The organism is Solirubrum puertoriconensis (genome assembly GCF_001483135.1).
Lineage (GTDB): Bacteria > Bacteroidota > Bacteroidia > Cytophagales > Hymenobacteraceae > Solirubrum > Solirubrum puertoriconensis.
The window spans coordinates 216,681-230,254 of record NZ_LNAL01000008.1; the positions used below are offsets into that span (position 1 = coordinate 216,681).

12 protein-coding genes are annotated in these 13,574 nt (G+C 57.8%); 11 read left to right on the plus strand and 1 reads right to left on the minus strand.

Features of this window, described 5'->3' with window-relative positions:
- Nucleotides 1–44 precede the first annotated feature (44 nt).
- The gene (gene recF, locus ASU33_RS15065; RefSeq protein ID WP_059072738.1) at nucleotides 45–1,154 is read right to left on the minus strand and encodes a DNA replication/repair protein RecF; all 1,110 of its coding nucleotides are present in this window, start codon (nucleotides 1,152–1,154) and stop codon (nucleotides 45–47) included.
- Nucleotides 1,155–1,229: 75 nt separating this feature from the next.
- Between recF and pdhA the strand changes: the two genes are divergently transcribed.
- The 11 genes from pdhA to ASU33_RS15120 all read left to right on the plus strand — a co-directional run bounded on the left by pdhA (nucleotide 1,230) and on the right by ASU33_RS15120 (nucleotide 13,504).
- Nucleotides 1,230–2,324 (plus strand): pyruvate dehydrogenase (acetyl-transferring) E1 component subunit alpha, encoded by a 1,095-nt coding sequence (gene pdhA / locus ASU33_RS15070; RefSeq protein WP_059071679.1) that lies wholly within the window; start codon nucleotides 1,230–1,232, stop codon nucleotides 2,322–2,324.
- 55 nt (nucleotides 2,325–2,379) lie between these two features.
- A complete protein-coding gene (locus ASU33_RS15075; RefSeq protein ID WP_286130587.1) occupies nucleotides 2,380–3,156 on the plus strand; it encodes a tetratricopeptide repeat protein in 777 nt (258 codons plus the stop codon).
- A 123-nt stretch (nucleotides 3,157–3,279) separates the two neighbouring features.
- Entirely contained in the window at nucleotides 3,280–3,756 is a 477-nt protein-coding gene (gene ribH, locus ASU33_RS15080) for a 6,7-dimethyl-8-ribityllumazine synthase (RefSeq protein WP_059071680.1), read from the plus strand.
- A 231-nt stretch (nucleotides 3,757–3,987) separates the two neighbouring features.
- Entirely contained in the window at nucleotides 3,988–4,371 is a 384-nt protein-coding gene (locus ASU33_RS15085; protein WP_059071681.1) for a TraR/DksA family transcriptional regulator, read from the plus strand.
- Between the two features lie 196 nt (nucleotides 4,372–4,567).
- Nucleotides 4,568–6,277 carry a pseudouridine synthase gene (locus ASU33_RS15090; protein WP_078063172.1) on the plus strand — a complete coding sequence of 570 codons (1,710 nt, stop codon included), beginning with the start codon at nucleotides 4,568–4,570 and terminating at the stop codon, nucleotides 6,275–6,277.
- Between the two features lie 83 nt (nucleotides 6,278–6,360).
- A complete protein-coding gene (locus ASU33_RS15095; protein WP_059071682.1) occupies nucleotides 6,361–7,101 on the plus strand; it encodes a type III pantothenate kinase in 741 nt (246 codons plus the stop codon).
- Nucleotides 7,091–8,425 (plus strand): BamG family beta-barrel-assembly machinery protein, encoded by a 1,335-nt coding sequence (gene bamG, locus ASU33_RS15100; protein WP_059071683.1) that lies wholly within the window; start codon nucleotides 7,091–7,093, stop codon nucleotides 8,423–8,425. Before ASU33_RS15095 ends, bamG begins: the two co-directional genes overlap by 11 nt.
- Before the next feature lie 7 nt (nucleotides 8,426–8,432).
- Entirely contained in the window at nucleotides 8,433–9,023 is a 591-nt protein-coding gene (gene lptC / locus ASU33_RS15105; RefSeq protein ID WP_149867251.1) for an LPS export ABC transporter periplasmic protein LptC, read from the plus strand.
- An 8-nt stretch (nucleotides 9,024–9,031) separates the two neighbouring features.
- Nucleotides 9,032–9,283: a hypothetical protein gene (locus ASU33_RS15110; RefSeq protein WP_059071685.1), complete on the plus strand. Its 252-nt coding sequence runs from the start codon at nucleotides 9,032–9,034 to the stop codon at nucleotides 9,281–9,283.
- Between the two features lie 79 nt (nucleotides 9,284–9,362).
- On the plus strand, nucleotides 9,363–11,471 hold the full coding sequence (locus ASU33_RS15115) for a peptidylprolyl isomerase (protein WP_059071686.1): 2,109 nt from the start codon (nucleotides 9,363–9,365) through the stop codon (nucleotides 11,469–11,471).
- 197 nt (nucleotides 11,472–11,668) lie between these two features.
- Entirely contained in the window at nucleotides 11,669–13,504 is a 1,836-nt protein-coding gene (locus tag ASU33_RS15120) for a tetratricopeptide repeat protein (RefSeq protein ID WP_059071687.1), read from the plus strand.
- The last annotated feature ends 70 nt before the right edge of the window (nucleotides 13,505–13,574 follow it).

The following is a 13,574-nucleotide window of genomic DNA, read 5'->3' on the forward strand; positions in this document are numbered from 1 at the left end:
TTTAGGTAAGCGGGTGTGCAGCGCAAAGGTAGCTCAACCCAAGGCTAAAGCGGTTGTACTGATCCTTTATCTACTCGAAACCGCGTGATATGTTCCGACAGTCCGGCTAGGGCACGGTCAGTGCGCTCCAAGTGCGTATCAGTGAGGAAAACCTGGCCGAAGGTGTGATTGGCTACCAACTGGAGGAGGCGCGTAATGCGGCGTTCATCTAGGCGGTCGAATATGTCGTCGAGCAGAAGCAGGGGCTTGTGCTGCTTCTGGGTTGCCATAATCTCGAAGTGGGCCAGCTTCAGCGCTATAGCATACGACTTTTGCTGACCTTGCGAGCCAAAACTCTTTACCGGCGCCTCGTCCATCAAGAACACATAATCGTCCTTGTGCGGACCGGTAGTAGTTCGCTGCAGGGCTAGGTCCTTGCGCTCGTGCTGGCGGAGCATTTGGGCGAAGTCTTGGCCAGGCAACTGACTCTTGTACTCAAGTGTTACTTGCTCGCGGCTATCAGCCAACTCTTGGTAGTGACGCTGAAATACAGGCGTAAACTGCTCCAGAAACTCCTGCCTTCTAACCACTAACTGCTCGCCCGCTGGTATCAGCTGCTCATCGAGAACTTGGAGGTAGTCACGGTCGAAAGTGTGCCGCTCGGCGAACTGCTTGAGCAGCGCATTACGTTGCTTAAGCAGAAAGCTGTACTGGATAAGCAGCTCCAAGTAAGCATAGTCGAGCTGCGAAATAATACTATCGAAATACTTCCGTCTGTCTTCGCTTCCCTGTCGTATAAGGTCGGTATCGTAGGGCGAGATGAGAACGACCGGGTATTGGCCAATGTGGTCGGAGATTCGGTCGTAGGGCTGCTTGTTGTGCGTAACCAGCTTTTTCTGATTTGTGCGCAAGCTGCATTGGATAATGTCGGGAGCAGAAGAGGAGGGAAGCAAGAAGCTGCCCTTTACCAAGAAGAAGTCGGCACCTTGCTTCATGCACTGGGCATCAGAGGCAGCGAAGGCGCTCTTGGTCATAGAGAGGTAATGAATAGCGTCGAGCAGGTTTGTCTTGCCGCTTCCGTTCTCTCCGATAAAGCAGTTGATGTGAGGCGAAAGAGTTAAGCTGGCCTCGTCGTAATTCTTGAAAAAAAGGAGTTGCAGCGAGTCCAGCGTCATGAAAAGCGGAGGTTTCGGAGTTGCAATGCTTTTACGTACTTTCGCATTCCAAAACCCGAACAAGAAGAGCTACTAATGGCGGATACGAAGGTAAAGGCTGCTTCGAAGGCATCCAATTCGGTAGGCAAAGCCAAGAACGGCGCCCAGCAGCAAGGCCAGGCGCCAGAGGCTGCCGCCGGCAACGCCGAGTTCAATAAAGACACTTACCTCAACTGGTACGAGAGCATGATGCTTATGCGCCGGTTTGAGGAAAAAGCTGGTCAGCTATACGGTCAGCAAAAGATTAAAGGTTTCTGCCACCTCTACATCGGGCAGGAAGCTTGCGTAGCTGGTGCCGTTTCGGCTCTGCAGAAAGACGATAAGTGGATTACCGCTTACCGTGACCACGCGCACCCGCTGGCCCTAGGTACTTCGGCAAATGCCCTGATGGCAGAGCTGTTCGCCAAGGAAACCGGCTGCTCGAAGGGCAAAGGCGGCTCCATGCACATGTTCGATAAGAACGTAAACTTCATGGGCGGCCACGGCATTGTGGGTGGCCAAGTGCCCCTAGGTGCCGGTATTGCCTTTGCCGAGAAGTACAACAAAACCGGCAACCTGTGCATCTGCTACATGGGCGATGGTGCCGTGCGCCAAGGTGCTCTGCACGAGGCCTTCAACATGGCCATGCTCTGGAAGCTGCCGGTAATCTTCGTAGTAGAGAACAACGGCTACGCTATGGGTACGTCGGTAAGCCGTACCTCGAACGTGACGGACCTGTACACCCTCGGCGAAGCCTACGACATGCCGTCGGAGCCGGTTGATGCTATGCAAGTAGAGGAAGTACACCGCGCCGTGGCTCGCGCAGCCGAGCGTGCCCGGGCTGGCGAAGGCCCAACTTTCCTCGAATTCAAAACTTACCGCTACAAAGGCCACTCCATGTCGGACCCGGCCAAGTACCGCACCAAGGAAGAAGTAGAAGGCTACCGCCAACGCGACTCGATTGAGAACGTGCGTGCTGTCATCCTGGAGCGCCAGTACGCCACCGAAGATGAGCTGAACGCCATCGACGAAAGGATTAAGGCAGTGGTGGCCGAGTCGGTTGAGTTTGCCGAGAACTCGCCCTTCCCGCCCGCCGAGGAGTTGTTCCAAGACGTTTACGTGCAAGCGGATTATCCTTACATCCGCGAGTAACTACTGCTTACGCAAAGCTGGGTAGCCGTGCAGGCTGCCACCCTTTTCTTCTCTCATGTCGAAGATTCCCTATACGCGCAACTCGCCGCAAGCGCGCCAGAACCAGCCGCAACAGCAGCCCGAGTCGGGTCAGCCGGACCCCAATGCGCCCGCTGCCCATCCCTTGCTGGAAGACCCTAACGCCTTGGCTGCGCGCCTAGGTGAGTCGGAGGATTTTGTTCGCCGTAACAAGAACATCCTGTTCGGCATCTTAGCCGCGGTGGTGTTGCTGGTGGTAGGCGGCTTTGGCTACTACACCTGGCGCAGCTCGCAAGACGAGAAAGCCCAAGCGGCCATGTTCCAAGCCGTACACTACTGGGAAGCGGACTCGCTGAAGAAAGCAATGAAGGGCGACGGGCAGTACGCCGGCCTCGAGGCAGTAGCTAACGAGTACAGCGGCACCAAAGCGGCTAACCTTGCCAACTTCTATGCGGGTGCTGGTGCCCTGAAAAACGGCGAGTACCAGAAAGCTATCGACTACCTCGAAGACTTTAGCTCGGAAGATTTGCTGGTACAGGCCCGCGCTTACGCCCTCATCGGCGACGCCAACATGGAGCTGAAGAAATACAAGGAAGCTGCTAACTACTACCAGAAGGCAGCCGACTACAAAACCAACGATTACTTTACTCCGGCATACCTCATGAAGCTGGCTTTAGCTCAGGAGTTGCAAAAGGACTACGCCGCGGCTGAACAGACATACGCCACCATCGTGAACGATTATCCGACCTCGTCGGAAGTAACCGATGCCAAGGTGTACCAAGCCCGGGCCAAGGCCATGCTGGGTAGTAAGTAAGCTTTGCGTTTGAAGACCAAGGCGCCGCTCTCGTAACCGGGAGCGGCGCTGCTGTTTTTAGGGCAGCCAAGGATTGTTGCTCCAGAAGCAGATATTTGCGCCACAAATCAACCAGCCTTAGGTATGGCTACCTCTCTGAAGAACTTAAGCGATTATACTTCCGACCAGTTTATTGACATCAGCGATAAACGTTTTGGGTTGGTAGTGGCCGAGTGGAACCGCACAATTACCGATACGCTTTGCCAAGGTGCCTACGAAACGCTGCTAAAGCACGGGGCTAAGGACGAGAACATCTACCGTAATACCGTGCCCGGCAGCTTTGAGCTCGGCCTAGGTGCGCAGTTGCTGGCACAGCATGAGGAGATTGATGCCGTGATTTGCCTAGGTGTCATCATTAAAGGCGAAACGCGTCACGACGAGTTTATCGCGCATGCTGTTGCCCAAGGACTCATGAACGTAGGGCTGAAGTTCAATAAGCCCGTCATCTTTGGCGTACTCACCACCGAGAATGAGGAACAGGCCTGGGACCGCGCCGGCGGCAAGCACGGCAACAAAGGTGTAGAGGCCGCGGTTACGGCCATCCACATGTTGGGATTCTGAACCTTGGCAAGCTCGACAAGGTTTGAGTGACAGTAAAGTCTTAGCTTTGTACTACGAACGCCGGGCTTATTGGTCGGCCGGAGCAACTTGGAACATTGAGCATTGCAACTGTAGGGCACTATTCCCGAGCGGCTTGCGTTGCCAAAAAACGAGTCCAGCGTAGTTCCGCAGCTAAGATGCGCTTGGTAAGTTATTTATTTTCAACTGCTTACACCATTTTCCTGCCTCACCATGAGTGAAGAATCACTACGCTACTCCCGGGAAGAGCTGGCCGAGTTTGAAGCCATTATTCAGGAAAAGCTGGCCGCCGCCCGGAAAGAAGTAGCGTTCATCAAAGAAACGCTGAGCCGCCGCAACGACTCTGGTACCGATACCACCGCTTCGCCCTCGAAGGTGTTGGAGGATGGTGCCGACACTGCCGAGAAGGAAAGCCTCAACCAACTGGCTTCGCGCCAGATGAAGTTTATCCAGCAGCTCGAAAACGCCCTCATCCGCATCAAGAACGGTACCTATGGCGTCTGCATCGGTACTGGTAAGCTTATTCCGAAGGAGCGCCTGCGGGCCGTGCCGCACACGCAGCACTCCATCGAAGCCAAAATGGCGCGCCGCGACTAAGCCTCGGCCGTTGTTTTTCTAGCCGCCCGGATTTGCGCGGTCGTCTTCGCTCCAGTTGGAGGGAGGCCGTTCGCCAGATCCGGGCGCTGTTTTCGCTAGCCCTTTTGTGCACGAAAACATTTCTTCTGACGTTTGTCAGCTTTACACAAGCCACATCATAGCCCGGCAGCGATGCCGTGCGTCTGAATATTCCCACATGGGTAAGAAGCAGCAATCATTTGGTGGCCCCGGCAACCGCCGGCCCGGCCGCCCCGACTCCGCTAACAACCGCGGAGGCAAACCATTCAATTCTTTCGGCGACGACCGCCGCTCCGGTGGTGCTCCGCGCCGCGAAGGCGGCAACGATTTTCCTTCGCGCCCGCCGTTTGGCCGCCCAGCTGGCAAACCCGGCTTCGGCAACAACCCCGAGCGTCGTTTCAGCCGCCCTGCTGGCGACGAGCGCCGTTTTGAGCGCCCGCGCTACAACAAACCCGCCGAGCCCGACGGGGCAGCCGACTTCATGCGCGGCCGTTTCAACAATCCCGATTTTCGTAAAGACGAGCGCCCCAACAACGAGGAACGGGCTCCACGTCGCAGCTTCGATCGTCGTCCGGAGGGCAACGACCGTCCGCGTCGTTCGTTCGGAAACGAGCGCGGCGGCTTTGGTGCACGTGACAACAACTTTGGTGGAGAGGGGCGCTTCGGCCGCGATGAGCGTCCGGCACGCCGCTTCGAGCGCGATGGTGACACGCCGCGTCCAAGCCGTGGCAACCGTGGACTGGGCAACGACGAGCAACGCTTTGTTGGTCGTGATGAACGCCCCGCACGCCGGTTCGACCGCGACGAACCGCGCCCGGAACGCCGCTTCAACAACAATGAGCAGCGCTCGGAGCGTCCGGAGCGCCGCTTCGGCAACAACGAAGAGCGTGGTGGAGCCGGTCGGTTCGGCCGCCCTTCCGATGACAAGCCGCGTTTCGGCGGTGCCAACCGCTTTGAGCGCCCGCAGCGCGACGACCGCCCAAGCCGTGGCGAGCGTACGGAGCGCTTTGGCCGAGAAAAACGCCCCAGCTTTGATCGTAAACCCCGCAACCCAAAGGGCAACCGTTTTGGGCAGGAAAACAACGAGCAGCAAGAAGCACCGGCTTATAAGAACCTTAAGTATTACGAAGAGGACAAGACGCGTGGCAACAAGCGCCGGCGCGATGAGCCGGAAAACGATGATACCGTACGCCTGAACCGCTACATTGCCAACGCCGGCATCTGCTCGCGCCGCGAGGCCGATCAGCTGATTGATGCGGGCGAAATCCGCGTAAACGGCGAGGTGGTAACGGAGCTCGGTTACAAAGTGAAGCCGAGCGACACCGTACACTACGGCAAAACCAACCTGAAGCGTGAAAAGCAGGTGTATGTGCTGCTGAACAAGCCGAAGGACTTCCTGACCACTACCGAAGACCCAGAGGGCCGTAAAACCGTGATGGACCTAGTGAAGAACGCCTCGAAGGAGCGCATCTTCCCGGTAGGTCGCCTCGACCGCAATACCACGGGCTTGCTGCTGTTCACCAACGACGGCGAAGTAGCCCAAAAGCTTAGCCACCCTTCGCACCGCAACAAAAAGGTGTACCAGGTAGAGCTCGACAAGGAGCTTGCCGAAGAGCACCTGACGCAGATTGCTGCTGGCTTGGAGCTGGAAGATGGCAAAGCTGAGGTAGACGACGTAGCTGTAGTAGCTGGCAACCGCCGTTTTGTGGGTGTTGAAATCCACATCGGTCGAAACCGCATTGTGCGCCGCATTTTTGAGCACCTAGGCTACGAGGTGAAAGCCCTCGACCGTGTGCAGTACGCTGGCTTGACCAAGAAGGACCTGCCCCGCGGCAACTGGCGCTACCTCACCGAAAAAGAGGTAATCCGCCTGAAATATTTCATGTAAGCACGCAACCCCAGCCACGCGCTTGGGGCTCTTACCGACGGCGGTCTGGCTCTAAACAAGCCGGACCGCCGTTAGTCGGTACTATGACCACACTGGTTCTCGACATTGGCAACACAGCGGCTAAGTATGGCTGCTTCCGCGGCTCGGCTTTGGCCGAAAGCGGCAGCGTAGCTACGCCTGCCGAACTGCGTGCCGTGGCCGAGCAAGCCAAAGCGGAACACGTACTGCTGGCATCGGTAGCAGGCCCAGCCGAGCCTTGGGCCAATGCCCTAGGTGGGGTGGTGAGCGGAAAAGTGGTGGTGTACGAATCGGGCAAAACCCCGGTGCCAATTGCCAATGCGTACGCTACGCCGCACACCCTAGGTGCCGACCGCCTAGCAGCGGCAGCAGGAGCCGCCTACCTATTGCCTGGCCGGCCGGTGGTGGTAATTGATGCAGGCACTTGCATTAAGTGCGACTTAGTGCTGAATAATATCTTTGTGGGAGGTAGCATTGCTCCAGGTTTGCGCATGCGCCTGCAGGCCATGCACCACTATACGGGCCGCTTGCCCGAACTGCTGCTGCCGAGCACAAGCGAGGCTGCAGCACTGGCGTTGTGTGGCACCGATACGCGTACGGCCATGCTCAGCGGGGCCCTCAACGGGGCCGTAGCCGAGGTAAATGGTTTTGTGAGCAGCTACCGTCAGCAACACCCCAACTTAGCAGTAGTGCTAGCCGGTGGCGATGCTGCCTTTTTTGAATCGCGCCTTAAAGGCCACATCTTTGTACTGACCGAGCTAGTTTTGCTTGGTCTTCACCGAATACTGGTGCATAATGTCGGGTAACAAACTGACCGCACTGGCTCTGCTGAGCCTGCTGGGGGCTGCTTCAGCTGCTTCAGGGCAGGGTCTTGGCAACTCCCCATACTCACGCTTGGGCCTGGGCGACTTCAATCCCAATGTCGGGGGCGTTCGTCAACAGGGCATGGGCGGCGTGGGCCTCGCGGCTCCCAACGCAATTCAGGTAAACGAACTGAACCCTGCGCTGCTGTATTACACCAGCCGCACAACCTATGAGGCTGCCTTTACCGGGCAGCTCAAACAGCTCCGCAGCAGCACAGCTTCGCAGCGAACGGGTAGTGCCAACCTCAGCTATATTGCCCTGGGGGTGCCCATTTCGCGCCGCTGGGCGTTGGCTGCTGGCCTGAAGCCGTTGTCGTCGGTGGATTACGAAACCGTCAACATTCGGTCCGTCGAAGGCAACGCCGACGCACTGGTGCGCAACGAACTGACTGGTTCGGGCGGTTTGTCGGAAGTATACCTAGGGCATGGCGTGCGGTTGGCCAAAGGACTTAGCCTAGGGGTTACCACGTCCTACATCTTTGGAACCATCGACCGCTCCGCTTACGCCATTGTGCAGCCGCCGATTGAGCAGCTGGAGCCCGAGGAGACGCTGAAGCGGGTTGGCCTCGTCGACCGTACGCAGTACACCGACTTTGGCTTCCGGACGGGCCTGCACTACCGCCGCGACCTCAGCAAGAAGATTGCGGCCAATGTGGCAGCGGTGTACTCATTCAAGACCAACTTGAACGGCCGGCGCACGCTGCAGCAAGAAACTCAGGATGTGAACGGCACCAACTTGCAGGATCCGCGTATTCTGCAGGATGAAGTGAAAGGCGAAGCCGTATTGCCGGGCTCGTTGCAATTGGGCGTAAGCCTCGATAACAACAAGAACTGGAGCCTGAGCGCCGATGTTGCTCGGCAACAATGGTCGAAGTACCGCGACTTCAACGGCACGCAGCAGGTTTTTAATAATACTTGGCGCGTGGGCATTGGCGGTGAGCTAGCGCCCGATCCGAGTTCGGTTACCAGCTACTTTCAGCGCGTAACGTACCGCTTTGGCCTAAGTGCTGCCCAGTTGCCCTACCGGCCAGGGGGCCAAGCGCTGTACGACCGGGCCGTTAGCTGGGGTTTCAGCTTCCCGTTCCCGACCTCGTCGGCGCTGGATGCTACCAATATGAACCTGAGCTTCACGTACGGGCAGCGTGGCAATAGCGATGTTGTAACTGAAGGCACTGTTCGGCAATCCAACATCAAGGAAAACTACATGCGCGTGCAGTTGGGCGTATCGCTGAACAGCCGTTGGTTCCTGAAGCGTCGAATTGAATAGGCAAGCCGTGAAAGCCACGGAACGCAACACCATTCGCATGGCTTGCGGTGCTCTTATCCTGAGCACTGCCGGAGTGCTGGTTGGCTGCCAAGAAAAGGCTGCTGAACCTACCCAGAAGGTGGTGTATACCGGCCCAACGATCGAAACCTCCAACGTAACGACGCTCTTCAGCGATTCGGCGCGGTTGCAAGGGCGGCTTACGGCGGTGGTGGAGCACACCTTTGAAAACGGCGACTTGGTGTACCCCAAAGGCATGAACATCGTGTTCTATGCCAAGGATGGTACTACTGTGGTAAACACCCTGCGCGGCAACTACGCCAAATATACCCGTGCCGAAAACGTGTACTTCGTGCGGGGCGATGTGCGTGTGCGCAACGAGCAAAAGCAGCAGGGCATGCGCTCCGAGGAACTGTATTACGATCGACCGCGGGCGCGCATCTACACCAACAAATTTGTGCGGGTGGAAACGCCTACGGAAATCCTGACGGGCCACGGACTAGAAGCCAACGAAGATTTTTCGCGCTACAAAATTCTTAAGCCCGAAGGTGTGTTTACCATAGACCAGAGCCAAGCGCCTGCGGATTCGGTTAAACCCTAGGTTCCCTCATGAAGCTTCCTTCCTTCGACCGTGGCCTCGTGCGCACGGTACTGTTTTCGGTAGCGGTGGTGGCGTTCATCATTGGTGTGTACGAAACGCTGCTCACCAACGACATCCTCCGCAACTACCTGTTCTTCATGGTCAGCATCATCTGTTTGCTGATGTATCGTCGCCTGAAGATTGATGAACAGGAGGCCACGCCTGTTGCGCCTGAACCCAAGCGCAAAATCGCCAAGCCCAAGTCCAAAGGCCGCCGCTAGGCCTGCTTTTGTCTTTTGCCCTAAAAGGGGTTATTTTGCGCGTCTTACTGCGTTTTCTTTGCTGCTTACTTTCAACTAAATGGCTTTAATCAACACCATCCGGGAAAAATCAGGCTGGGCCGTTGGCACCGTAGCCATCGGGATGCTGCTATTCATCGTGGGCGGTGACCTAATCGGTAACCAAAATGGTTTGTTTAACCGACAAGACACCTCGGTTGGCGAAGTAGCTGGCGACGAAGTGAACCTCGATGAGTTTAATGCCGCCTTGGAGCAGTCGAAAGAAGCTTTTGCGGCGCAGAACGGCCGCCAGCCCACCGAGCAGGAGCAACAGCAACTGCGCGACCAGGCTTGGAATCAGATTGTGTTCCAGCGCGCGTTCCAGCCGCAGTTCGAGGCCCTAGGTCTGAAAGTGACCGACGAGGAGCTGACCGACATGGTGCAGGGCAAGAACATTCACCCCACCATTCAGCAGGCCTTCACCAATCCGCAAACCGGCCAGTTCGACCGCGCCCGCGTGATTGAGTACCTGCGTGCTTTGGATAAGCTGCCTCCGCAGCAGCAGCAGGCGTGGTTGAGCTTCGAGCAAAACCTGCCGCAGGAGCGCATGGGCAACAAGTACTACGCCCTGCTGAAGAACTCCGACTATGTAACCACCGCCGAAGCTCAGCGCTTCGACGCTTCGCAGAACAGCCGCGCCAACTTGCGCTACCTGTTTGTGCCCTACTACAGCATCTCCGATTCGGCCGTGAAGGTGAACGACTCGCAGCTGCAAGACTACATTTCGCGCAACAAGGCCCGCTACAAGGTGCAGGATGGCCGCGACATGGAATTTGTAGTAGTGAACGTAGTGCCTTCGAAGGAAGACTCGGCTGCCGTGCGCCAAACCGTAGATCAGCTGGCCCAGCAGTTCCGCACCGCTCCGAACGATTCGCTGTTCGTGCGCCTGAACTCCGATCAGCCTTACAACGGCCAGTTTGTGTCGCCGGCCGACCTGCCCGAGAAGCTGCGCCAGCAGCTGCCGCTGCAGCAAGGCCAGGTGTACGGCCCCTTCGCCGAAAATGGCACCTACTCGCTGTACAAAGTAACCGGTACCAAAGCTGGCGCTACGCAAGCTGCCCGTGCTAGCCACATCCTCATCAAGCCCGAGGGCACCACGCCCGAGGCCGATGCAGCTGCCAAGGCTAAAGCACAGGGTATTTTAAACCAAATTAAGGGCGGTGCCGATTTCGCTGCACTGGCTCGTCAGCACGGTACCGACGGTACGGCGCCCCTAGGTGGCGACCTGGGCTGGTTTACCACGGGCCGCATGGTACCCGAGTTTGAGAAGGCCGTATTCGGCGCTTCTTCGGCTGGTGTGCTGCCCAACTTGGTAAAGACCTCTTTTGGTTACCACATCATCAAGGTTACGGCGCCCAAAACCAACCAAACCTACCGCGTAGCAGCCGTGCAGAAGGGAATTACTCCTTCCGACGCTACTAACGAAACGGCTTACCAGCGCGCTCAGGAGCTAAAGGCCAAGGCCACCGACCTCGAGTCGTTCCGCAAAGCCGTAGCAGCCGACAAAACCTTGCAGAAGCAAGAAGCCCGCGGCGTTGGCAAATCGGATGCCGTAGTTGGCAACGTGCCCAACGCCCGCGAAGTAGTGCGCTGGGGCTTCAACAAAGAAACCGAGGTAGGCGAGGTTTCGGACGTGTTTCAGGTGAACGACCAATACGTAATTGCTGCCTTGACGGGCACCCGTACGGAAGGCACTGCCGACGTAGCGGCCGTGAAGCCCGAAGTTTCGACTTACGTGCGCAACGAGGAGAAAGCCAAGCAGATTATGGCTAAGCTGAAGGGCAGCACCCTGGAGCAAATGGCCGCTGCGTATGGCGCTAACGCCCAGGTGCGCACTGCCAACGACGTAACCTTAGGTCAGGGCGTAATCCCGGGCCTCGGCAACGAGCCGGTAGCCGTAGGTACGGCGTTCGGCCTGAAGCCCGGCCAGCGTTCGGCTCCCATCAAAGGTGAGCAAGGCGTACTGGTAGTTGAGCTGGTGAATAAAAACGAGCCGGCTGCTCCGTCGACCGACCTGAAGGCGGTACGCAACCAACTGCAGCAAATGCGCGGTGCCCGCTCGACCGGTGCCATCTACGAAACCGTGCGCCAGAAAGCCGAGGTGAAAGACGAACGCGTGAAGTTCTTCTAAGCCACTGCCGCTACCACAAGTACCGAAGGGCCGTATCTTTCAAGGGTACGGCCCTTTTGCTTTGCGCAACGGCGACCGTATTGGTTGGTCTTTGGAATTGCGGAGGCCGAGCTTGAATGAAACCAAAGCGGTGGATGTTGAGCGCCCAAAGCCACTCCTGTTTGTTGTTGCGAAGCCGCTATTTGTTATTGCCTGCTATGAGCCTGTTGTCTGCGTTGAGGAAGAAAACCTACCTAGGGCTGCTAGGCCTACTGCTGGCCGCAGGGCCGGCACTGGGGCAGGAGGGAGGAGGCCCCATTGCAAGTGCGCGCGAATACGCCCGCAAAGGAGAGTGGCTGAAGGCGGAAGCGTTGTTCGAGGGTTTGCCCAAAGACGCGCAGCTAGCCCCCAACGTGCTGCCCGATTACTTGCAGGTACTGCTGGAGCTGAAAAAGTATAAAGACGCGGAGAAACTCGCCCGCCGCGCCATCAAAAAGAGCCCTGCCGAACCAACCTTAGGTGTTGCCCTAGGTGGTGTGTACGCCGCTGCCGGCGACAGCACCGCCGCTAACAAGCAATACGGCCGCGTGGTGGCTAGCCTACGCCCCGAGCAAGTGCTGCCGCTAGCGGCCGAGTTTCAGCAGCGCGGGCTGGTGCGCTGGTCGGAGCAGACGTATTTGCAGGGCCGCCAGCTAGCTCAAAACCGTACCGAGTACGCGCAGCAACTCATCGACCTGTACAGCCGGCAGAACCGCGTAGAGCCGCTCATGAACGAGGCGCTTAACTTGGTGGAGCAGGACGAAAAGCAGGTGACGTTTGTGCGCAACATGCTGCAGAACCTAGGGCAGAACGAGCAGGCATTTGCAGCCCTCGAGAAAGCACTCATCACCCGTACCCAAAGCAACCCCGAGAAAAGCGCCTGGCCCGAGCTGCTGCTGTGGTTGTACCAACAGCGCCGCGACTTTGGCAGCGCCTTGGTGCAGGCCCGCGCCCTCGATCGACGCCAACGCACTGAAGGCAGTCGTGTGATGGATGTAGCCACCATTGCCCAGCGCAACAAAGACTATGATACTGCCATCGAGGGCTACGAGTACCTGGCCAAAGAATACCGCGGCGGCCGTTTCTATCAGCCCGCCCGCCAAAAGCTAATACAGGCCCGCGAGGAGCAGGTGCGCAATACCTTCCCCGTCGACCAGGCCAAGCTGCGTGCGCTGGCAGCCGATTACCAACAGTTGCTTACCGAGCTGGGCCGCACGGCCCAGAGTGCTGATGTGCTGCGCAACTTGGCCCTGCTGTACGCTTTTCAGCTCGATGAGAAGGACAAGGGCATGCAGCTGCTGCAGGAAGTAATCGACCTGCCCCGTGCCGACCCGCAGCTCGTTGACGAAGCCAAAATTGCCCTAGGTGATATTTACCTGCTGCGCGGCGAGCCGTGGGAGGCCACGCTGCTGTACTCGCAGGTAGAGAAATCGCGCAAGGACCAGCCGCTGGGCTACGAGGCCAAGTTGCGCAACGCCCGCCTCAGCTACTTTGCCGGCGACTTTAAGCTGGCGCAAAGCCACCTCGATATCCTGAAGCTCGCCACCAGCCGCGAAATAGCCAACGACGCCATGCAGCTTAGCCTGCTCATCGGCGACAACACAGCTATGGACACGTCGGGCGTGGCCATGCGCGCCTACGCCGCTGCCGAGCTGCAGGTGTTCCAAAACAAAATACCGCAGGCCATTAAAGCCCTCGATGACTTACTGACCAAGTACCCCGGTCATGCCCTCACCGACGAGGCTTGGTACCTGAAGGCCCAGCTGCAGCGCCGCTCCGGTGACTACAACGGCGCCGTGGAAACCCTGCAGCGCATCACGGCCAATCCTAAGTACGATATTCTCTCCGACGACGCGCTGTTCCTGACAGCCGAGATACAGGAGCAAAACCGCCAAGACCGCGTGCGGGCGCAGGAGCTTTATACCACATTGCTGACTAAATACCCCGGCAGTATCTACGGCGCCGAGGCCCGTAAGCGCGTGCGCCGCCTGCGCGGCGACGCAGTGCCGCAGTAAAGTTGGCCAGTATTAACTAGGGCTACCCGAAGAACACAAACATCAGCACCAGCGCCACGATGAACGCGAG